Source organism: Acinetobacter amyesii (genome assembly GCF_002018365.1).
Taxonomy (GTDB): Bacteria; Pseudomonadota; Gammaproteobacteria; order Pseudomonadales; family Moraxellaceae; genus Acinetobacter; species Acinetobacter amyesii.
This window is the reverse complement of sequence record NZ_MVKX01000001.1, coordinates 555,322-576,139: the sequence shown is the minus strand read 5'-3', so window position 1 is coordinate 576,139 and position 20,818 is coordinate 555,322. Positions and strand designations below refer to the sequence as shown.

Here is a 20,818-nt window from a genome sequence, read left to right as displayed (position 1 = left end):
ATTGTATCCAAGAAATGTAAATTCCCCTTTTTTCATGTAAACATGTATTTAGATGATTAGTTAAAGTAAATAGTAAAAAAGCCCGCCTAAGTGAGCTTTAATTTCTACCGAATAAAATCTTTAATTAATAAATAACAGCTTTTTTTGCATGACATTTATAAAAACTGAGTTCTTGGGATTTTGCCCTCAAGTCTTCTGCAAGTTGTTGAGTCACGATTTGTTCAATATGCTGAGCATTTAATTTTGGCTTGATATAAGCAGCTTCAGTAATCTGCCCAATAGTTTTACGTTGTATTAATTCAAGATCTAAATAATTTTGAATAATTTCATCTTTTTTAGAATCTTCACGACAAACTGAAATCACAATACGACCGGTTTGGATCGATTCTGATAACATCGTTGCACTATCTTCAGTCACAAAAATATATTCACTTCGCTTTAAAACATCGCAAATAGAAGTTTTGGAACAGGTATTTACAAGCTCTATATTTTTATCTTTTAACATTTGAATTACATGTTCTGATAACGCAGGCGTTCTACGAGAACATACGACCGAAGCCTGAATTTGATGTTGATCTGCGAATTGAACAAATTGCTGAATCATCTCTTCAAAGTCTTGATGGGTAAAAGGGTACTCTTTTGTCGGTCCACCTATTAACAGACATGCTTCATGATTCGACGGAATATGCGCTAAGCGAGTAATTTTAGAAGGTACAGCACCTGTAGGAATAATGATTTGTCGACCTGAATGATCTTCGGGAATCGTTGTAATCGTCCAATCAATAAGTCGCCAATTAAATTTACGTGTCCCACCTGCATAAATAAGCGGGATATTGAAACGTTGAGATAAATAAGCGGCATAAATTAAATTTGGCATACCTGAACAGACAATAACGTCGGTATGCTCTAAATTTCGTGGCAAGAATTTAAAGTATAAGCGCCCGAGTGTGCGAAACAAATTTGGGAAATGAGACAATTTCTTAAAAATACTCACTGTACGTTTAGGTAAAGTGGGGATTGCAAACTGCTCAGATTGTAGATAAAAGCGCTTCTCAATCATTTCACTGACTGCGATAGCTGGATTTAAATGTCCAATTCGGTTGTCATGAATAATTAATACTTTGCTTCTATTGTGTGTAGATGTGCTGCTCATTTTTGATGTTCAAATAATCAACGTTTATATTGTTATAGCTTATTTTAGAGATGAAATATGAAATTAATCTTAAATAATTGTTAAATTTATAAAAAAATGTAAAGGCCTACATCAAATGTAGGCCTTTTTTGAAGCTTTTTATCAACGTCCGTTACGACCGCGGCCACGTGGGGCTTTGGTATTCGGACGAGTTGTACCATTGGTACGGCGTTTTGGTTTTTCGCTCTCATCCATTTGCCAAATACGTTTTGTACCAGACTTTTTCACTGAGCCATCTTTATTCTTACGAACCATTGGCTTACCACCTGTACCGCCTGGTTTTTTCACATAAGAGCGCGAACGGTAAGGTTCTTCTGCAGGTACATTTTGAAAGTCCGGGTAAAGTAAAGGTTCAATTTCTTTGGTTTCACCTGGCTCTAAAGCCAATTGAACTAAATCGATTGCACCAATACGTGTACGAATTAAACGTAAAGTTGGGAAACCCACTGCTGAAGTCATACGACGAACTTGGCGGTTACGGCCTTCACAAATTTGGATTTCAACCCAAGAGGTTGGAATGTTTGCACGGAAACGTACAGGAGGATCACGTTCCCATAACCATTCTGGTTGTTGTACTTTGATGGCTTTGGCTGGCAACGTCATACCGTCTTTCAGCTCAACGCCTTTACGTAATTGCTCAAGTGCTTCTTCTGTGATGTCGCCATCGACTTGCACTAAGTAGGTTTTGAACTTTTTATTTTCAGGGTTGGTAATGTACTGATTTAAACCACCATGATCAGTTAAAAATACCAAACCTTCAGAGTCCATATCTAAACGACCTGCAATACGTAGACTAGGATCGTCCACGAAGTCAGATATGGTCATATGCGCTTCGTCTTTACGGAATTGGGAGAGCACGTCATATGGCTTGTTTAAGATGACGATTTTCATAGGAAATAACTTCTATTAAATACAATAATTCAAATTGGTTAAGATTTATTCAATAGGGAAATGCAGCTATTTCCCATCTAAATCTCAAAAAAGGTAGATTTGCTTTAGAGTATTATGCGTGAAGCGCAATTAAAAGTCTTATCAAACAGCAATTATTTTTTCACTCGCTTCTCAGGGAGGATCATAAAAATGGGTTATCAGAAGATCGTCGTTCCAGTGGATGGGACAAAAATTACAGTAAATTCAGACTTATCATTCAATGTTCCCAATAATCCAATTATTCCATTTATTGAAGGCGATGGTATTGGCGTCGATATCACGCCCGTGATGAAAACCGTGGTGAATGCCGCAGTACAAAAAGCGTATGGTGGAAAACGTGCCATAGAATGGATGGAAGTTTATTGTGGTGAAAAAGCCAATAAAATTTATGGCACCTATATGCCCGAAGAAACCTTTGAGGCTTTACGCGAATTTGTAGTTTCAATTAAAGGGCCGTTAACGACGCCTGTCGGTGGCGGCATTCGTTCGCTAAATGTTGCGTTACGTCAAGAATTAGACCTCTACGTCTGTGTGCGTCCAGTACGTTGGTTTAAGGGCGTTCCTTCACCTGTTCAGCATCCTGAACGTACAGACATGGTGATCTTCCGAGAGAACTCAGAAGATATCTACGCAGGGATTGAATGGAAAGCAGATTCGCCTGAAGCCAAGAAAATGATCAAATTTCTCAAAGAGGAAATGGGCGTCACCAAGATTCGCTTTGAGGAAAATTGTGGTATTGGTATTAAGCCTGTATCTAAAGAAGGTTCTCAGCGTTTGGTACGTAAAGCTATTCAATTCGCTATTGATAACGATAAGCCGAATGTCACTTTGGTGCATAAAGGTAATATCATGAAATATACCGAAGGGGCATTTAAAGAGTGGGGCTATGAAGTCGCAGTTGAGCGCTTTGGTGGTGAATTACTAGATGGCGGTCCTTGGGTCAAAATAAAAAATCCGAAAACGGGCAAAGAGATCGTGATTAAAGATGCGATCGCGGACGCTTTTTTACAGCAGATTCTGATGCGTCCGACCGATTATTCAGTCATTGCTACCCTAAATTTAAATGGTGACTATATTTCAGATGCTTTGGCGGCAGAAGTTGGCGGCATTGGTATTGCACCGGGTGCCAATATTGGTGGCGCTGTGCAAGTATATGAAGCGACACATGGCACTGCGCCTAAATATGCAGGTCAAGACAAAGTAAACCCAGGGTCTATTATTCTGTCTGCAGAAATGATGCTGCGAAATATGGGCTGGACAGAAGCGGCAGATCTAATTATTAAAGGTATTGCGGGGGCGATTGAAGCCAAAACGGTAACCTATGATTTTGAACGACTCATGCAAGGTGCAAAACTTTTGCGTTGTTCGGAGTTTGGACAAGCCATCATTGAGCATATGGACTAAGTTTATTTGCTAATCTAGGTGTAAAAAAGCTAGATGTATAAAAAGGCTAGGTAAAAAGGACTGAATGATTCAGTCCTTTTTTATGGGAATTAATTAAACACACAGAAAAAGGGTTACTCAATGCCATTAAAAAAGACGAGATAAAAAAATGACTTCACGCTGTTATTCTAATGGTCTGGCATGCTTGTCATGTTACTAAAAGTTTAAAACCACACTATTCGAGTGAACTTAAGTAATGCAGAAAATAGAGGGGGATTGATTTCAAATTAATTATTCTCCAGTGATTTTACAATGACGTAATTCGAAACATTTATCGGCTTGGATCCTTAAAAATTAGCGGTACATTGGTTGTTGTCCTTTAGTAGAAGTACACCTAGCAGCAGTACATTGCGATATTTGTGATGAAAAGGAGAAATGAAATGTCTCGTAAACAGCATCAACAAAACCAACAATCTGATCAACAACAGCAGCAAAATGATCAGCAACAGCAACAGCAACAGCAACAGCAACAGCAACAGCAACAGCAACAGCAACAGCAACAGCAACAAGACCAAAAGAAACAGAAACAACAGCCACATCAACGAAATCAGCGTCAACAACATCATTAATAGGCTAAAGACTTTGTGATTCAAAGTTCATTTGGTCAAACGATTTACTCATTGAACTAAATTTAAGATTTATACGTAGACGAGAAGGAGATGAATTTGTCTAAGAAAACCAAATCACTTAAAAAGGAAATTAAAGCGAGGTTGAACAAAATTTCAAAGCATAATTCTGCTCTGAAAAAATTAAAGAAAAAGCTGAAAAAAGCTTAGCCCATTCACTCTTTATCAAAAAGAAAAGACCTATTTATATAGGTCTTTTCTTTGTATGCATGATTTTTGTATGCATGACTTTTGTATGTGTGATTGATGATGCAGTTGAATGTCATATGATCGGCCTAGACGAGATTTTTGCTCAATTTTGCTGTGCGAGTAAACCAAAAGAGCTGTAGTGTTCCAATGCAGAGGACGCATGCGGCTATAATAAATTGCTGTGAAAAATCAATACCAATTCGCTGTAAAAAACTAAAGCTTAAACCACCGATCAATTGAATAGATGCAAAGCACAGAGTTGCAATGCTCCAGAGCTTTTTATAGGCGCTACCATAGATTTGCAAAATGGTATAAGAGGTGAGAAAAACCACTGCCGGATTGAGCAAGCCTGTCGCAAAAGAAGATAAAAAAGTAAAAAGTGGATGGATATTAATAATCGCTATAAAAATCGCCAAGACATAGTTGCTATATAAAATTTTAAGAGCGCTAATATTTCCCAGTTTTTGTGCTAAGCAGTAAGCGGCAAAGGCCCCTAAAGCACTACCTAAACCATATAAAATCCAATTGAAATTGATCCCGATCGGGCTGAGGTGTAGGGTGTGAGTTAAATAGTCAATCCAAAATAATGAATGAGGCACGTAAGCAAAAGCACTGGTGCTATACACAATTAAGAGACAATAGAAAATTCCATCGACTTTATGTTCTACTGCTGGAACCTCGGTGAGTGTTGTGAGCTGTGTTTTAAACCCCTTCAAAAGCACGCTGAGTAACATACAAATCAGGGCTGAAAAAGAAAACAAAATCAACCAAGCCCACATCGTGGAAATATCTTGGATGTAAGGCAAAAATAGCGTTGCCATTAGGACCCCCAAGCCAATACCACTAAAACCAATAAAGTTGATTTTAAAGCGGTCTTGAAGCTGTGAACATTGGGCCACGACACTTGGGGAGAGGATCATCAATAATCCACCACTGATCCCTGAAATTACGCGCCAAGTGCTGTACCAAATTTCTGAAAAACCTGAAAATGCACAACTGAGTAAACTGAGTGTCCCTGCAATAGCCGCGAGTTGGATGTAGCTCACCATGCTTTTATTTTGGGGTAATTTCATGGCCCAAAATGCGCCGATTAAGTAGCCGAGCAAATTGGCACTGCCTAAGATGCTGGCAAAACTTGGGCTCCAACCAAAGGCTTCACGGGTTGAAGGGAGTAGTGCGGTATAGGAAAAACGTAAGATCCCGATGCCGAGGCACATGCTTAGACAGAGAAATAGGCTCAGTTTAATTTTGTTTGAGAACATCCTGTACTCATGTATTTTTTTGATTGGTTAAAAAATAACATGAATATGCTGTAGAAAAATCAACAGATCTTAAAGTTTTGACTAAGGTCTAAGCTCAAAATAAATTATTAAAAACTTAACGATTCAAAAAGATAGCTGTGGTGTGAGTACAGTAAGAAATCAAATTTAAAGATACAGTAATAAAAAAACCGTACATGGCGTACGGTTTTCTTATTTTTAAATCAATTATGAATTAACGCATTTTCGCCAAGAAACGACCTAAACGAGTGAGTGCTTCACGTAGTTCATTTTCAGCAGGCAAGAACACCACACGGAAGTGATCAGGTGTTGGCCAGTTAAAGCCAGTACCTTGAACCAAAAGCACTTTTTCAGCACGGAGGAAATCTAGCATGAATTTCTCATCGTCTTGAATTGGGTAAATTTCAGGATCTAGTTTAGGGAAGCAGTACATAGCACCCTCTGGTTTCACACAAGACACACCCGGTATATCATTCAGCATTTCCCAAGCAATGTTGCGTTGTTCATATAAACGACCGCCCGGACGGATGAGATCATTAATTGATTGATAACCGCCTAAAGCTGTTTGAATCGCATATTGCGCTTGGTGGTTGGCACAGAGACGCATCGACGCCAACATGTCTAAACCTTCAATGTAGTCTAGCGCGCGTGATTTATCACCTGTAATTGCCATCCAGCCTGAACGGTAACCTGCAATTCGATACGCTTTAGATAAGCCATTGAAAGAAATACACAGCTGATCGCCCGCCAATGAAGCAACAGAGACATGCTCAATACCGTCATAAACGATCTTGTCGTAAATTTCATCAGCAAACAAAATTAAGTCGTATTTCTTCGCAAGAGCTACAATTTGCTCAAGCACATGACGTGGGTAAACCGCACCTGTTGGGTTGTTCGGGTTAATCACCACGATACCGCGGGTATTCGGGGTGATTTTACTTTCCATGTCGGCAATATCTGGATACCAGAAATTTTCTTCATCACATTTATAGTGAATAGCTGTACCGCCAGAAAGGTTAACTGCTGCTGTCCAAAGCGGATAATCTGGCATAGGCACTAGCATTTCGTCACCATCGTCGAGCAAGCCTTGCATTGCCATCACGATCAGTTCAGATACGCCATTACCAACATACACGTCATTCACGTGCATGTTTAAGATACCTTTTTGTTGATAATACTGACAAATCGCTTTACGCGCAGGGAAGATGCCTTTTGAGTCGGTATAACCAATTGCATTTGGCAGGTTGAGTGCCACGTCGTTAATAATTTCTTGAGGCGCTTCAAAACCAAAAGGAGCAGGGTTACCAATATTTAATTTAATAATTTTATGGCCAGCCTCTTCCATCTCATTGGCCGCTCGCAACACTGGTCCGCGAATGTCGTAGCAAACATGCTCGAGCTTAGACGATTTCTTAATTTCGCGTGGTGTGTTAAACGTATTCGGCATTTTTATATTCTCGGAAAGAGTGGAGGTCACTTTTGCATAACGGTATAAATAGCTTTTAAATGTCTCGGTCGTTACTAAATCGAGATGATGTTCATCTCTGAGTAAAGCAACTATTTTTTCATGCGTAAACCCTGCCTGTTGATATTGTTTGATCACGGGCAGCAGATTTTTAAAAATTACGCTCTTTTTCTGCGACATTTTTTAATCCTGAGCAAGAGTAGCGCTAAGATTATCACTAAAGTTGCTCACAAAAAAGCATTTAATTTGGTGTTTTGCTCACCATGATTTTATATTTGCTTACCTTTTGCTTTTTTGGTCATTATATAGATTTTGTAAATTGTTGAATAAAGACTAGAAATTTAAGATTGAATGACGTAAATATAGGATTATCCTATTTTAAATACCACGATATAAAGGGACGTCATCATGGGAAAACTCAATAAAACAGAAAGAGAATGGCAAAGAGAATTGTCGCCAGAAGAGTTTCGCATAACGCGTCAGAAAGGCACGGAGCAAGCTTTCACTGGAAAATATTGGAATACTAAACAAGCTGGGACGTATGTATGTCGTTGTTGCGGGGAGCCGCTTTTTTCTTCTGAAACAAAATACGATAGCGGTTGTGGTTGGCCAAGCTTTTATAAGCCGATTGAACCTGCTGCGGTAGAAGAAAATGTAGATACGACGCACGGTATGGTCAGAACAGAAATTGTTTGTCATCATTGTGACGCTCACTTAGGGCATGTTTTTGCTGATGGCCCACAGCCGACTGGATTACGTTATTGTATTAATTCGGCATCCTTAGAATTAGAAACAAAAGAAAAAAATGATGAGGAAACTTATCCATGACCACCATTCACCAGTTTGAAGCAGAATTACTGGACGGAAGTAATAAATCCTTTGCAGATTATGAAGGTAAGGTTTTATTAATTGTAAATACCGCCAGCAAATGTGGGTTCACTCCTCAATTTGCAGGTTTGGAAAAAATTTACGAACAATATAAAGATCAAGGTTTGGAGGTTTTAGGCTTTCCATGCAACCAATTTGGCGGGCAAGATCCGGGCTCGAATGATCAAATTGGCGCGTTTTGTCAAAAAAATTATGGCGTATCTTTCCCGATGTTTGCCAAAGTGAATGTAAAAGGCCCTGAAGCGCATGTGATTTTCCGTTATTTAACCAATAACTCGAAAGGCGTATTGGGAAATGGTATTAAGTGGAATTTTACGAAGTTTTTAATTGGGAAAAATGGTCAGGTCTTGAACCGCTATGCACCCACGACCAAGCCTGAAACCTTGAATGAAGATATTGAAAAAGCATTGGCTCAGTCAAAATAAAGTGAGTTATTGGTGGCACTGAGGTTGATATAAAGGCGCGAAAGCGTCTTTATTTTTTTTGGATGTTTTATACTGACGGCTCTTTATTTGAAGGTCATCACATTGTTTAAGCAGATGGTTAAACGTCGAATTTGTGTTTTAACGGTTTTTTTACCCGTATGTTTGAGTACAGCGTGGGCAGATAGCAATTTGAACGCTTCTGAATCTGCAGAAACTTCTGTTGATGCCAGCAATCTAGACTACACGACAGATGCTCAGGTCAACGCATTATTGCAATTATTAAAAACACCTGTAGAAGAATACCAACCTACGCGTGTTGCCGATGTAATTGATCCACATGTCAAACTGAAAATGTATGAAGTCTCTTGGGTAAATGCACCACAATATGTGCTGTCTGCGTCTGAAATGAAAACATATAAGCATCCTGTCAAACTACAGCTCACCGTGATTGCTGCAACTGGCTATATTGGTAGCTCAAAACTCATTGCAAGTTCAGGCTCTAAAAGCTTTGATCAAAAAGTACAAAAATCCCTATTGGTTGCGCGACTTGAACCCATTCCAATGGTCGATAAAAATCTCAGTTATACTGTTGAACATGAATTTGCTATTCATCCACCTCAATAAGCCTATAGCAGAAGGCATATGTTAATCATTGTCTATGCTCCGTGAATGATTTGTCATTGCTTGGGTTTTCATCTGATGGATAAAGAGTGGATATTGATTTTGTGACTAGTTATAAACCGCTTGATGTCTGTGTTTTGATGGAATAAAACGCTATTCACCAATCAGGTGAGTATAATTCGTTAAGTTGAGCTTAATAAAAAATTACAATTAAAAAATAAAAAGTAATAAATAAAAAGCATCGTAAAACATGAAATGAAAGAATAAACGCTAATCATTATCATTTATTATGTGGGCGTATTTTCTAGGATTACTCTCCCAATGTTAAAAATGAAGCAGCTCTGTGTGATGATGGCGTGTGCTACACAAGGGTTCACATATGTTTATGCGAATGAAGTCGCTGAAACGGAACATCCCGCTGCCAATATCGATAGTACAGAAGTTCAAACGCTAGAAGCCATTAATGTGGTCGTGAGTGCGGATGCTTCTGCAAATGGCTTGATGAAGCCTTATGCAGGGGGGCAAGTCGCGACAGGCGGTAAAGTAGGTATTTTTGGTAATCAGAAAAATTTAGAAACACCATTTAATATCACCAGTTATACCCAGCAATATATCCAAGACCGCCAAGCGAAAAGTGTTGGTGACGTGCTACAAGCAGATGCGGGTGTGCGTACGGCCAAAGGTTATGGGAACTTTCAAGAAGCCTATTTTATTCGTGGTTTTGCACTGGCATCAGATGATACGGCATATAACGGCCTGTATGGCATATTGCCACGCCAATATATTCCAACAGAACTGTTTGAGCGGGTAGAAGTCTTCAAAGGCGCTTCGGCATTTTTAAATGGTGCAATCCCGGGTGGAACAGGAATTGGTGGTTCAATTAACTTACTTCCGAAACGTGCCAGTAATGATCCATTAACACGTGTGACGGTGGGTACAAACTTCAATGGTGCCTATGTGGCATCGGATGTATCACGTCGCTTTGGGACAGATGATCAATTTGGAATGCGGGTCAATACAGCTTACCATGATGGTGGAACCGAGATTGACCAAGAAAAGAAAACACTTGGATTGGCTTTGATTGCTGCGGACTACAAAGGGGAGCGTCTCCGTCTATCTGGTGATTTTGGATATAACAATAACCGCCTTTCAGAAAATCGACCGAGTTTACGTTTAACCAATGCAGTTACACAGCTTCCGAGTGCTGCTCAGTATGCTAATTATCATGGTCAAGCTTGGACTTATTCAAATGAAGAAGATTTATTCGGAAGTGTACGTGCTGAATATGACTTAACCGATGCAACGACAGCCTATGCCGCATATGGATTTCGCAAATCAGAAGAAGCTGGTGTTTACTCAAGCCAGCAATTAAGTGATACCGCAGCAGGAACGGCAAAACTTTCTGCATCGATGATTCCACGTAAAGATCGTAATCACTCAGCAGAACTCGGTGTGAAAACTAAATTTGAAACAGGTGCTTTAAAACATCAAGTGGTCGCTTCTGGTTCTTTATATCGTGCAGATAAACGCTATAGCTATGGATATGCCACCAGTTTGAATGATAATTTTTATGATCCGATTTACACCGAAGATTCTAACATTGACAAATGGTTGGGGGTAGAAGGGACTTATCCAAAAGCAGGTGTCAGTACCTTGAAAAGTTTTGCCTTGGGCGACAATATTTCGATGTTAGATGATCGTTTGACCCTCATGCTTGGTGCGCGTTATCAGGAAGTTGATCAAGACGTATATTCTTACGGAACCTATAAATACAATATTAATAAAAATCAGCTGACTCCGGCATTGGGCGTGAGTTATAAATTAACGCCTGAATGGTCTATGTATGCCAATTACATCGAAGCTTTGGTTCAAGGCGAAGCGATTTTGGATAGTGAAGGTAATAACTTTATTGCCGATCCATTTGTCTCGAAACAAAAAGAACTGGGCGTGAAATATGAAAATGGCTTGATTGGCGGAACATTGAATTATTTCTATACAGATCGCCAAAAAGCCTCAGTGAATAGCTCAGGGACAGCACAAATCAGTCAAGCGACGAATATTCACCAAGGGCTTGAATTTAATGCCTATGGTCAATTAACAGATTCAATCAAAATATTGGGCGGCGCAACGTGGATTGATACCGAACAAAAAGACACATACCAAGGTTTATTTGATGGGCATCGTGTGATTGGTGTGCCGGAGTTCCAAGCCAATGTCGAAGCGGACTGGAAACTACCGATTGAGCAAGATGTTAGTGTAAATGGGCGTGTTGTCTATACGGGTTCAACTTATGCAAACAATGCCAACACATTGAAACTTAAAGATTGGACACGTGTAGATTTGGGTGCAAACTATAAAACCCAAATCAAGAGTGTACCTACCAGTTTGATTTTTAGTGTGACCAATGTTTTAGATAAAGACTATTGGGCTTCGGCATCGGTGAACGATTATACGTATTTGTCACTCAGCGAACCTCGAACATTTAAATTGAGTGCTACATTTGATTTCTAATGGTTTTCAGTGATTTCTTAATAATTGTTTCTAAGTGAATACCCTTAAATGATTTTCTCTGAATGATGGTTAAGAAATAACTCAAATAAAAATGCCCCAAATTTGGGGCATTTTTTGTTTTAAGCAAAACGCTTTAAATCAATTAAAGCACTGCTTTTAAGCGACGAATCACTTCTTCACATTGGGCAATATCGGCAACAAGGGCTAAACGGACATGGTTTTCACCCGGATTACCTTGTGCTGTATCGCGTGATAAATAACGGCCTGGAAGCACTTTAACGTGTGCTTTTTCCATGAGCATTTTGGCAAAAGTTTCATCATTATCGACTTTTAACCAGTAGTAAAACCCAGCATCAGGTTTTTGTAATGGTAGTAGGTGACTCAGTTCGCGTTGGAATAATTCAAATTTTGCACGGTACTGGACGCGGTTTTCTTCGACGTGTGCTTCGTCATCCCAAGCTGCAATTGAAGCCAACTGGTGTTGAACAGGCATCGCAGCGCCATGATAAGTACGGTATTGTAAATAAGGTTTTAAAAGTGCCGCGTCACCTGCAACAAAGCCAGAACGCATACCCGGTAAATTAGAGCGTTTAGACAATGAGTGGAATACCACGCAGTTTTTATAGTCATCACGGCCCATTTCAGCACAGACTTCAAGCAGACCAACAGGTGCTTCATCAAACCAAAGCTCTGAGTAACATTCATCAGATGCAATCACAAAATTATATTGGTCAGACAGAGCAATCAGTTTTTTAAACTGTTCTTTAGAAAGTACCGCACCTGTAGGATTACCCGGTGTGCAGACAAACAGTAAAGCTGTTTTTTCCCAAACTTCAGCTGGTACAGCGTCAAAGTCGCCAAGGTAGTTATTTTCTTCTGTACAGTTAATGAAGTAAGGTTCTGCACCCGCAAGTAAAGTTGCGCCTTCATAGATTTGGTAGAACGGATTTGGCATCACCACATAAGGGGCATCTTCACGTTTAATCAAAGCTTGTACAAACGAGAAGATCGCTTCACGCGTACCTGACACAGGCAGTACGTTGGTATCTGCACTGATGCTATTGAGTTTAAAGCGACGGGTTAACCAATTTGCAATACTCGTGCGAAGCTCAGGTAAACCTTTACTGTTTGGGTAAGTGGATAAATGCTGAAAATTATCAATAATGGCCTGTTTCACAAACTCCGGTGCAGGATGCTTTGGTTCACCAATCGATAGGGGAATCAAAGGCAAATCTGCGGGTTTCACATCCTGAAATAGCTTATTTAGCTTTTCAAATGGATAAGGGTGCAATAATGACAAACTGGAGTTCATGGAATGGATACCGATCAATTTAAGTTAATGATGACTACAAACCTGATTCGAAGCTTCATCGAGTGCTGACTTTAATTGTGCAGCAAACGTTTCCGCTTCTGAATCGCTCATAGGTGAGCCATCTTTTTTAGTGACATAGAAAATATCTTCTGCACGTTCACCGAGCGTTGCAATTTTCGCAGAGTGAATATCTAGGCCTTGCATCATAAATAAACCACCGACTTTAGCAAGTAAGCCCGGATGGTCAAGTGTCGCAATTTCAACCATATTTTGTTGAAGCGCTTCATTAAAAGAAATACTCACGGTATTTTCAATATCAAAATGACGCAGTTGACGTGGAATACGACGTTGCATCAGGCCTGGGTACTTGTCAGATTGGCTCAAGGCTTTTTTGAGCGCTTCAATAACGGTTTGTTCACGTTCAGGATCTGTTAATAAGGTGCCAAAACGGTCAAGTACAACATAAGTGTCCAAACTAAATGCAGTGGATGCAGTAATAATCCGAGCATCCTGAACGTCTAGATTCATTCTGTCCAAAATAGCCACTGTGGTTGCAAACAAGTTAGGCTGATCTTGGGTGTAAATAAAGATCTGTACCGCATCTTGTGCAAATTTGCGATGTGCTCGCATCATCACCAATGGCTCAGCATTATTGCCATGTTTTAAAATGGCGCGCGTATGCCATGCGATTTCATCGGCAGATTCTTTCAGGAAATATTCATCACCAAGTTCTTGCCAAACAGTTTCTACATCGTAGAGTGCAAAATCATTGACTAACAGTTCACTGGCTGCAAATTTGGTGTCTTCAATCAGCATTGGGTAGTCTACAGGACGACCCAGACCTGAACGAATCACATCACGCGCTTGTGTATACAGTTGACGCATGAGTGATGCACGCCATGTATTCCAAAGCGTCGGATTGGTTGCGTTGATATCAGCAACTGTTAAGGTATAAAGATAGTCGAGATGCTCCATGTCGCCCATTTTTTCAGCAAATTCTTTCACCACATCTGGATCGGAAATGTCTTTTTTCTGAGAAGTAACGGACATCAGGAGATGGTTTTGAATCAACCATGCGACAAGGTTGCATTCACGTTCAGTAAACCCATGGGTACGGCAGAAATCAATTGCATCCGCTGCACCAAGTTCACTGTGGTCACCACCACGACCTTTGGCGATATCATGGAAAATTGCCGCTAAATAAACAATGTCACGGCGCGCCAGTCGTTGGAATACGGAGCTAACGACAGGGAAGTCCTTAGCAAATTCAGGCTCTTTAAAACGGTTTAAATTACGCAGTAATAACAGGGTGTGGGCATCGACAGTATAAATATGGAACAAGTCGTATTGCATGAGTCCCATGATTTGCCCAAAGGCAGGAATATAGTTGCCGAGCACACCATAACGTTTCATCGCCACCATGGTGTCATATAAACGGTAGGGTGAGCGAATGATTGCCATAAATAAGGCTTGATGTGCAGGATTGTCACGGAAGTTTTGATCAATACGTTTTGCCGCAAGAGACAATAGACGTAAAGTTCGGGCACGAATCCCTTCAATTTCTGGACGATTCGCCAAGAGGTAGAAAATTTCTAAAATAGCACTTGGATTTTCAGAGAAAATTTTATGATGCTGCACCGCCAATTTGCCATCGACTAATTTGAAGTTGGCATTGATCTCTTCAATCTTACGTTCATAGTCAGGCAAGCGTGGCGTGATGACCGATTCATTAAAATAAGCCAAGAGCATTTCATTTAAGGTCGTCACTTGCTGAGCGCTACGGTAGTAACGTTTCATGAACTGTTCGATTGGATAATTCGGTGATTTACCTTCTTCACGCTGATAGCCAAATTTAGCGGCAATGTCACGTTGATAATCAAACAGTAAACGGTTTTCGTCGCGCTTGGTTAAGCGATGTAAATGATGACGAATTTCCCAAAGAAAGCTTTCTGTTTCTTCAAGAACGCTAAGTTCAAACTCTGAAATAAAGCCCAAATGTACAAGGTCATAGATGCGATTGACACGGAAATGACGCTTTGCAATCCAACCGATTTGGTTGATGTCGCGGATACCACCGGGCGCATTTTTAATATCGGGTTCTAAGTTGCTTTCGGTATTGTTATGTTGAGCATAGCGTTTGGCTTGCTCTTGCATTTTGGCATCATAGAAGGTTTTATCCGTCCATGTCTGCGACACGATACGGCGTGGCCATTTGGCTAGGTGTTCATTGCCCACAATCAAGCGTGCTTCGATTAGCGCTGTTGCCACGGTTAAATCATTGGTGGCTTGAGCAACACAATCATTAATAGTACGTACACTGATGCCCGGCTTGAAATTACCAACATCCCAAAGAGTTGAAATAAAGCTGGAGATGAGTTTTTCTTGTTCTGGGCTGATTTCATCTTCAGATAAAATCATGATATCGACGTCGGAGTATGGCAGCATTTCACGGCGACCATAGCCGCCGACAGCAAACAAACCGAGATCGGTTTGGTCGAGTTCAGCATGTGTCCATAAGAACTTTAAGGCTTCATCGATTAGATTCGATCGAGCCAAAATCACATCACGAATCGACTGTCCATTTTCAAAGCATTCCTGTAGCTGATTTTCAACATCTGAGCGCCATTGGTTAATCGCCTGAATGTCGTGGTTACTTTTAATGTAATTCAGCAGAGGAAGCGTATTGATCATGAACAGTGGTCCGTTAAGGTGTTACAAACTTAGTTTTGTTGAACACTGACTTGTTGTGCAGCATGTTGAGCAAGTTCACGCGCGTGATCTGTGGTTTCAGCGCGTGCTGTTGCTACGCCCATACGGCGACGTTTAAAGCCTTCTGGTTTACCAAAGAGGCGTAAATCGGTGTCTGGATTAGCCAAAGCAAGATTTAAGCCAGTAAATGATAAATTGGTATCATCCACGCCTGCATAGATGACTGCGCTCGCAGCAGTACTGTGTCGAGCAGTATTCACAGGGAGACCAAGAATGGCACGTGCATGCAGTTCGAATTCACTTTGGAATTGCGATGCAAGAGTGACAAGGCCTGTATCGTGTGGACGAGGTGATACCTCACTAAACCATACTTTATCGCCTTTGACAAACAGTTCCACCCCAAAAATGCCACATCCACCTAATGCAATGGTTACTTTATTGGCAATACGCTTGGCTTCTTCTAAAGCAAGAGCAGTCATGAGTTGTGGCTGCCAACTTTCAACATAGTCGCCAGCGTCTTGGCGGTGGCCAATCGGGTCGCAGAATGATGTTTCAATTTCACCTGTTTCTGCATTTTTTGCACGAACAGTCAGCAGGGTGATTTCAAAGTCAAAGTCAATTTGTGATTCTACGATCACTGTACCTTGATTTACACGCCCACCTGTTTGTGCATATTCCCAAGCAGCATCAACTTCATCAAAGCTTTTTACACGTGACTGTCCTTTACCCGAAGACGACATGACAGGCTTAACAAAGTTTGGATAGCCAATGTCATCGCATGCAGCACGGAACGCTTCAAGTGTGTTGGCAAATCGGTAGGCTGAAGTCGGGAGTCCAAGCTCTTCGGCAGCTAGACGGCGAATCCCTTCACGATTCATTGTCAGGTTTACAGCTTTTGCAGAAGGAATGACAGTGGCAATACTTTGTTCTTCAATTTCGACCAAAACTTGAGTCGCAATGGCTTCAATTTCAGGGACAATCAAATGAGGCTTAACTTGAGAAATTAAGGCTTTAAGTGCCTCAGGATCTGCCATATTTAAAGTATGAGAAAAATGTGCAACTTGCATGGCAGGAGCATGGTCATAACGATCGGCAGCATGAACTTCTACACCCAAACGTTGTAATGAAATCACAACTTCTTTACCGAGTTCACCAGAACCTAACAGTAAGACTTTATACGCTGAAGACTGAAGTGGAGTACCAATAGTGACGCTCATGTAATCATCCATGCTTGATTTTATGGGAATTTAAGCATAGCAGAACTTGTTCGAGAGATAAGCGAGTGTTCACATAAATAAATGATATTGTCCAACAATTTTTTTTATATCTTTATGGGTAAGCTTTCGTGTAATTATTTATCTGTGAGAATCTTTAAAAAGTGGTATTTAGTTGTTTTTATTTAAATTCACTTTAAATATGCTTGCATTTTTTACAGATGCAGGGAATGGCTTAAAATTCAAATTTGCACATTGAAGCGCACGGAGCTGTATAGATGTTTGGCGGAAATTGGGCCAGTACAGTAATCCGAGCAGTGGTACGGTGCATATACATAAAATCAATATTAAGCCAATTAAAACGGCAGTGAAATAGAATGCGTCCGCAGCTACCGATAGAAGGTGAAATGATGAATTGAGCCATGCACTGAGGCTGAAAATGCACAATAGAAAAAATCAATAAAAAACCGGACAGCTGCAGAAAATTGCTGAACAGACGGGGCATCGAGATGTGTGAAAACATCAGGCGACGCGGATGTAAGTGCAGAATCTGCTGTGTGCAGTTACATAAGCCCACAATCGTCTTTTGCTGATTTTTCTCGATATAAATGGCGCGGATCTGATCTGCAGGTTGGCAATGTACAGCACAGAAATTACCACTGAACAGTTGGCTTTGAATGAAGCATTGAAAATATACGCTTTCGATGGGCTTTTGCAGTCCCCAACTCAATTTAGATGGTTGTCTAGAATGAATATAAATTTTGCCTTGAATAAAATGGTACTTTGCCATCTATTGGTTTTCGCTAGATTTTTTATGTTATGCGTTGACTATCTCATAAATATTGCTAATTAAAAAGCACAGGCTGAAGAAGCTTGTACTTGAGGGGGATTTGGATTGTCGCTGACTCAGCTTTAGAGATGAAAAGGTATATAGGTATAGACTAAGCCATAAGTCAGTGCCGCAGTCAGCGTAGCAGGTACAATTTTCTTAAACTTGAAATACAAACCTGCAAGCACAGCAAAACCAACCAACATGGCAAAGCTTTTATTTGGGGTTTCAAGTAAAGGCGGTAAGGTTGCAACCACCAACATCGAACTAATTGCAGCGATACCAATCGAGCCCAAAGCGATTTTGAGCCATAAAGAACCACGCTGTTGTGAACCTTGCTGAAATTTCTGAATTACAAAAAATGGCCCAAACCGTGATGCAAAATTCGCAATTCCGACCAAGATCCCGACCAAGATAATTTCTAGATTCATGATGCTTCACCCATATGTTCTGGATCAGGTTTTTTTAAGACATAATGTTTGAATAAACCGGCAAGAATACCAGAAGAAATACCGATAAAAATCGCGGCAGACAAGTCGATAAAGTAGCAGGCAATCGCAGAAACAATAATTGTAACCGTGACCACAAATGTATGTTTTTTCTCAAATGCTGCAAGTAAAAAGCTTAAAAACAATGCAGGCAGTAGGAAGTCGAGTGCAGCTTGTAAAAATTGTGGAAGGTTGCTGACTTGATCGGCAAATAAACCGCCTAAAAATGAGCCTGTTGCCCAAGACAGCCAACTAAATAAGCTGAGTCCTAACATCCAAGATTCTGACCATTCTTGACGACGTTGCGACAGTTTGATCATACCTGATGCGAAAACTTCGTCGGTTAAACCCCAAGCCCAAACTGCCGTTTTCTTTAAATTGAGTCGGTCTTGAATCAGGTTTTGTAAGGCAGGGCCATAGAGTAAATGGCGGATATCGAGAGCAATCACAGTGAGTGCAGTCATCCAAATGGATGTACCACTTCCCAGTAACGCAACGACGAGAAACTGACTGGCACCTGCATACATAGAGCATGATAAGAATAAGGCTTCCCACGCAGTGAAACCAAATTGAGTCGCAGAAACCCCAAATGCAAAAGAAACAGGAAGATAGGTAAAGATAATGGCTTGGCTATCTTTAGCACCTTGCCAAAAACCCGCAGGCTGAACTGTAGGAAGTTTGTGCTCAGACACGACACACCTTTGAAAGAGTTGAACAACAGGTCAAATGATGATTGAGTATTGTACTCGAATTCACTAGCATATTGCCGAATATGTTTGCTGAAATGAGCCGGATATGCAGAGGTTAAAGATGCGTGGGATACTGATTGTTTCATTATTGAGCAGCACGGTGTTGTTGCAGGCCTGTGGTAATGATGGAGCTGAACAAGCTCAAGTCGAAATTAAAGCAGCACCCAAATTAACCAATGATGCAACGGAGTATGCTGCCAAAGCTTGGGCGTTTATCAATGAAGTCGATCCGATTGTTTATGCAAAGCAAGTCGATCAGATGGAAGAGAAAGTCCGTGTTCCAGCGCGTAAATTAAGTACGGAATGGCGTATTAATGTAAAAATGACCGATTCTGTGACTGAAGGAAAATATGCACTGTGTCGTAAGGCTTTGACAAGTTTGGAAATTTGGGCACGTGAAAGTATTGATCAGAGTTCGACTGTTGCACAAAAGCAAGCAGATTATGAGCGTGATAAAAATCAATGCAAAGGTGCGATTGAAAACCCTGAACTCGGAAATACCGATCCGAAAAAAGTAGGCGTTTAACCCGATCAAAGCAGTGAAGTTTCACTGCTTTTTTTGGAAAATATCAAAAAACAAGAATAAATCTATAAGAGAGGATTGGAAAATCCTCCTAAAAGCATCGCTATTTCTTATAAAAATTAAATCAGACTGCTGTCTTGGTATTGAGCTAAATTCCAAGTTGTATGGTTGTTTTCTGAAGTTAAATAGATAAAAAACATTGATTATTAAGTACATAATTATTTTTTTAGAAAGATTTATTGATAAAAAACACTCCATTTTAGAACGCTAGTCGTCTGTCTTTTTCTTTAATTAATATCTTTAAAATATTAATAATACAAAGTATGGATAATGTTATAAAAAATTAAAATTATCATTATTTGATAAAGTGTGTAAAAATAACTGCGTAAAAGATGAAGTATGTACATTATATTAAAGACGTTGAATAGGTGATTAAGATGAAAAAAACATTAATGATATTATCGGTTTTGGCTGTTTTGACTGCAGAAGTCAATGTACAAGCAGCGACTGAAGACAAATCAGAAGCATCAACTCAAGAAGTTGCAGCATGTACAAATGGTTTTGACAGTGTAAATGTTTGCCAATTATTGTCTTGATCAAAACTCGATAAAGTGAAGTGCCACAAATAAAAGCAAAATAACTATAAAGAATCATTCTGGTGCAATTAAATGCACTTATTTAAATCACAAATGTCAGACATCATGCACAGGAAGTGCATGAGCAATCTGATGTAACTGCGCTAGATCTAAAATTTCAATTTGTTTAAACGCAACACGAAGCACCTGCATTTTTTCCAATTGCTGAAGCTCATGATTGACTGATTGTCGTGAGCAATTCATCAGTTGTGCAAGTTGTTCCTGCGAGATGTATATGGTGTGTTGCTCAATTTCCAAATGATTTCCATATCCATTTAAAATAAACAGCAGACGCTGTGCGAGACGTTGACTTAAACTTTGCGTTTGTAAGGCAATGAGTTCCATAAAGGCATAGCGAAGTTTTTGACTGGTGAGCTGGGCAATATGAAACCAAAACTCAGGGTGTTGTTGTAATAATTGCTGAATTGCTTGAGCTGGTAAGTGTAATAAGGTGGACTTTTTGGTACAGATGGCATCGTGAGAGCGTGGTAATTGGTCAACCAAGGATATTTCGCCAAACCACATAATCGGCTCAGCAATGGCGGCAATCGCTTCTTTGCCATGAATATCGATATAGCCTAAGCGAACTGCGCCTTCTAAGACTGCATACATACCATTAAAACGCTGTCCTGATAAAAAAACACGTGCGTCTTTTTCGAAAGTTAAGGTCAGGGCATGGCGGCAGATAAAGTCTTGGAAGGAAATATTTAAGCCTGAATACCACACATTTTTATTGAGTTGATGCACATATTGAGCGTCCAGCACAGCATATCCTTATTTTATGGTCCA

General features: G+C 40.1%; 19 protein-coding genes. 8 read left to right on the top strand and 11 right to left on the bottom strand.

All coding sequences use genetic code 11. The features are described 5' to 3' along the window. Positions 1 to 124: 124 nt before the first annotated feature. Entirely contained in the window at positions 125 to 1,153 is a 1,029-nt protein-coding gene (locus tag B1202_RS02845; RefSeq protein WP_078189063.1) for an ELM1/GtrOC1 family putative glycosyltransferase, read from the bottom strand. Between the two features lie 141 nt (positions 1,154 to 1,294). Then, positions 1,295 to 2,083 (bottom strand): rRNA large subunit pseudouridine synthase E, encoded by a 789-nt coding sequence (locus B1202_RS02840; protein WP_078189062.1) that lies wholly within the window; start codon positions 2,081 to 2,083, stop codon positions 1,295 to 1,297. Between the two features lie 189 nt (positions 2,084 to 2,272). Between B1202_RS02840 and icd the strand changes: the two genes are divergently transcribed. Then, positions 2,273 to 3,526: an NADP-dependent isocitrate dehydrogenase gene (icd, locus tag B1202_RS02835; RefSeq protein ID WP_078189061.1), complete on the top strand. Its 1,254-nt coding sequence runs from the start codon at positions 2,273 to 2,275 to the stop codon at positions 3,524 to 3,526. A 419-nt stretch (positions 3,527 to 3,945) separates the two neighbouring features. Further along, a complete protein-coding gene (locus B1202_RS16425) occupies positions 3,946 to 4,134 on the top strand; it encodes a hypothetical protein (RefSeq protein WP_171262571.1) in 189 nt (62 codons plus the stop codon). A 332-nt stretch (positions 4,135 to 4,466) separates the two neighbouring features. Here B1202_RS16425 and B1202_RS02825 read toward each other — a convergent pair whose 3' ends face one another. Together B1202_RS02825 and B1202_RS02820 are read right to left on the bottom strand one after the other, a co-directional pair. Next, positions 4,467 to 5,642, bottom strand: a complete 1,176-nt coding sequence (locus B1202_RS02825; RefSeq protein WP_078189060.1) for a YbfB/YjiJ family MFS transporter — start codon at positions 5,640 to 5,642, stop codon at positions 4,467 to 4,469. Positions 5,643 to 5,874: 232 nt separating this feature from the next. Beyond that, positions 5,875 to 7,305 carry a pyridoxal phosphate-dependent aminotransferase gene (locus B1202_RS02820; protein WP_078189059.1) on the bottom strand — a complete coding sequence of 477 codons (1,431 nt, stop codon included), beginning with the start codon at positions 7,303 to 7,305 and terminating at the stop codon, positions 5,875 to 5,877. A 228-nt stretch (positions 7,306 to 7,533) separates the two neighbouring features. Here B1202_RS02820 and msrB point away from each other — a divergent pair, with 228 nt between their 5' ends. The 4 genes from msrB to B1202_RS02800 all read left to right on the top strand — a co-directional run bounded on the left by msrB (position 7,534) and on the right by B1202_RS02800 (position 11,570). Continuing rightward, on the top strand, positions 7,534 to 7,953 hold the full coding sequence (gene msrB / locus B1202_RS02815; protein WP_078189058.1) for a peptide-methionine (R)-S-oxide reductase MsrB: 420 nt from the start codon (positions 7,534 to 7,536) through the stop codon (positions 7,951 to 7,953). Next, the gene (locus tag B1202_RS02810; RefSeq protein ID WP_078189057.1) at positions 7,950 to 8,438 is read left to right on the top strand and encodes a glutathione peroxidase; all 489 of its coding nucleotides are present in this window, start codon (positions 7,950 to 7,952) and stop codon (positions 8,436 to 8,438) included. Before msrB ends, B1202_RS02810 begins: the two co-directional genes overlap by 4 nt. 102 nt (positions 8,439 to 8,540) lie before the next feature. Beyond that, a complete protein-coding gene (locus B1202_RS02805; RefSeq protein ID WP_143221558.1) occupies positions 8,541 to 9,062 on the top strand; it encodes an energy transducer TonB in 522 nt (173 codons plus the stop codon). A gap of 318 nt (positions 9,063 to 9,380) precedes the next feature. Beyond that, complete coding sequence (locus B1202_RS02800; protein WP_078189055.1) at positions 9,381 to 11,570, top strand: TonB-dependent receptor; 2,190 nt, start codon at positions 9,381 to 9,383, stop codon at positions 11,568 to 11,570. A gap of 142 nt (positions 11,571 to 11,712) precedes the next feature. On the opposite strand, the gene dapC is transcribed toward B1202_RS02800, so the two are convergent. The 6 genes from dapC to B1202_RS02770 form a co-directional block, all read right to left on the bottom strand. Next, positions 11,713 to 12,882, bottom strand: a complete 1,170-nt coding sequence (gene dapC, locus B1202_RS02795; RefSeq protein WP_078189054.1) for a succinyldiaminopimelate transaminase — start codon at positions 12,880 to 12,882, stop codon at positions 11,713 to 11,715. Between the two features lie 24 nt (positions 12,883 to 12,906). Beyond that, positions 12,907 to 15,573: a [protein-PII] uridylyltransferase gene (gene glnD, locus B1202_RS02790; RefSeq protein ID WP_078189053.1), complete on the bottom strand. Its 2,667-nt coding sequence runs from the start codon at positions 15,571 to 15,573 to the stop codon at positions 12,907 to 12,909. A 29-nt stretch (positions 15,574 to 15,602) separates the two neighbouring features. Next, positions 15,603 to 16,808, bottom strand: a complete 1,206-nt coding sequence (gene purT / locus B1202_RS02785; RefSeq protein WP_078189052.1) for a formate-dependent phosphoribosylglycinamide formyltransferase — start codon at positions 16,806 to 16,808, stop codon at positions 15,603 to 15,605. Positions 16,809 to 17,040: 232 nt separating this feature from the next. Continuing rightward, complete coding sequence (locus tag B1202_RS02780; protein WP_078189051.1) at positions 17,041 to 17,595, bottom strand: hypothetical protein; 555 nt, start codon at positions 17,593 to 17,595, stop codon at positions 17,041 to 17,043. 122 nt (positions 17,596 to 17,717) lie between these two features. Next, positions 17,718 to 18,065 carry an L-valine transporter subunit YgaH gene (ygaH, locus tag B1202_RS02775; RefSeq protein ID WP_078189050.1) on the bottom strand — a complete coding sequence of 116 codons (348 nt, stop codon included), beginning with the start codon at positions 18,063 to 18,065 and terminating at the stop codon, positions 17,718 to 17,720. Then, a complete protein-coding gene (locus tag B1202_RS02770) occupies positions 18,062 to 18,814 on the bottom strand; it encodes an AzlC family ABC transporter permease (protein ID WP_078189049.1) in 753 nt (250 codons plus the stop codon). Before B1202_RS02770 ends, ygaH begins: the two co-directional genes overlap by 4 nt. A 103-nt stretch (positions 18,815 to 18,917) precedes the next feature. On the opposite strand from B1202_RS02770, the gene B1202_RS02765 reads away from it, so the two are divergent. After that, positions 18,918 to 19,397 carry a hypothetical protein gene (locus B1202_RS02765; RefSeq protein ID WP_078189048.1) on the top strand — a complete coding sequence of 160 codons (480 nt, stop codon included), beginning with the start codon at positions 18,918 to 18,920 and terminating at the stop codon, positions 19,395 to 19,397. Positions 19,398 to 19,831: 434 nt separating this feature from the next. Beyond that, on the top strand, positions 19,832 to 19,990 hold the full coding sequence (locus B1202_RS02760; protein WP_228145121.1) for a hypothetical protein: 159 nt from the start codon (positions 19,832 to 19,834) through the stop codon (positions 19,988 to 19,990). Between the two features lie 96 nt (positions 19,991 to 20,086). Here the strand turns inward: B1202_RS02760 and B1202_RS02755 are convergent, their stop codons facing one another. After that, complete coding sequence (locus B1202_RS02755) at positions 20,087 to 20,794, bottom strand: Crp/Fnr family transcriptional regulator (protein WP_078189047.1); 708 nt, start codon at positions 20,792 to 20,794, stop codon at positions 20,087 to 20,089. Positions 20,795 to 20,818: the final 24 nt, after the last annotated feature.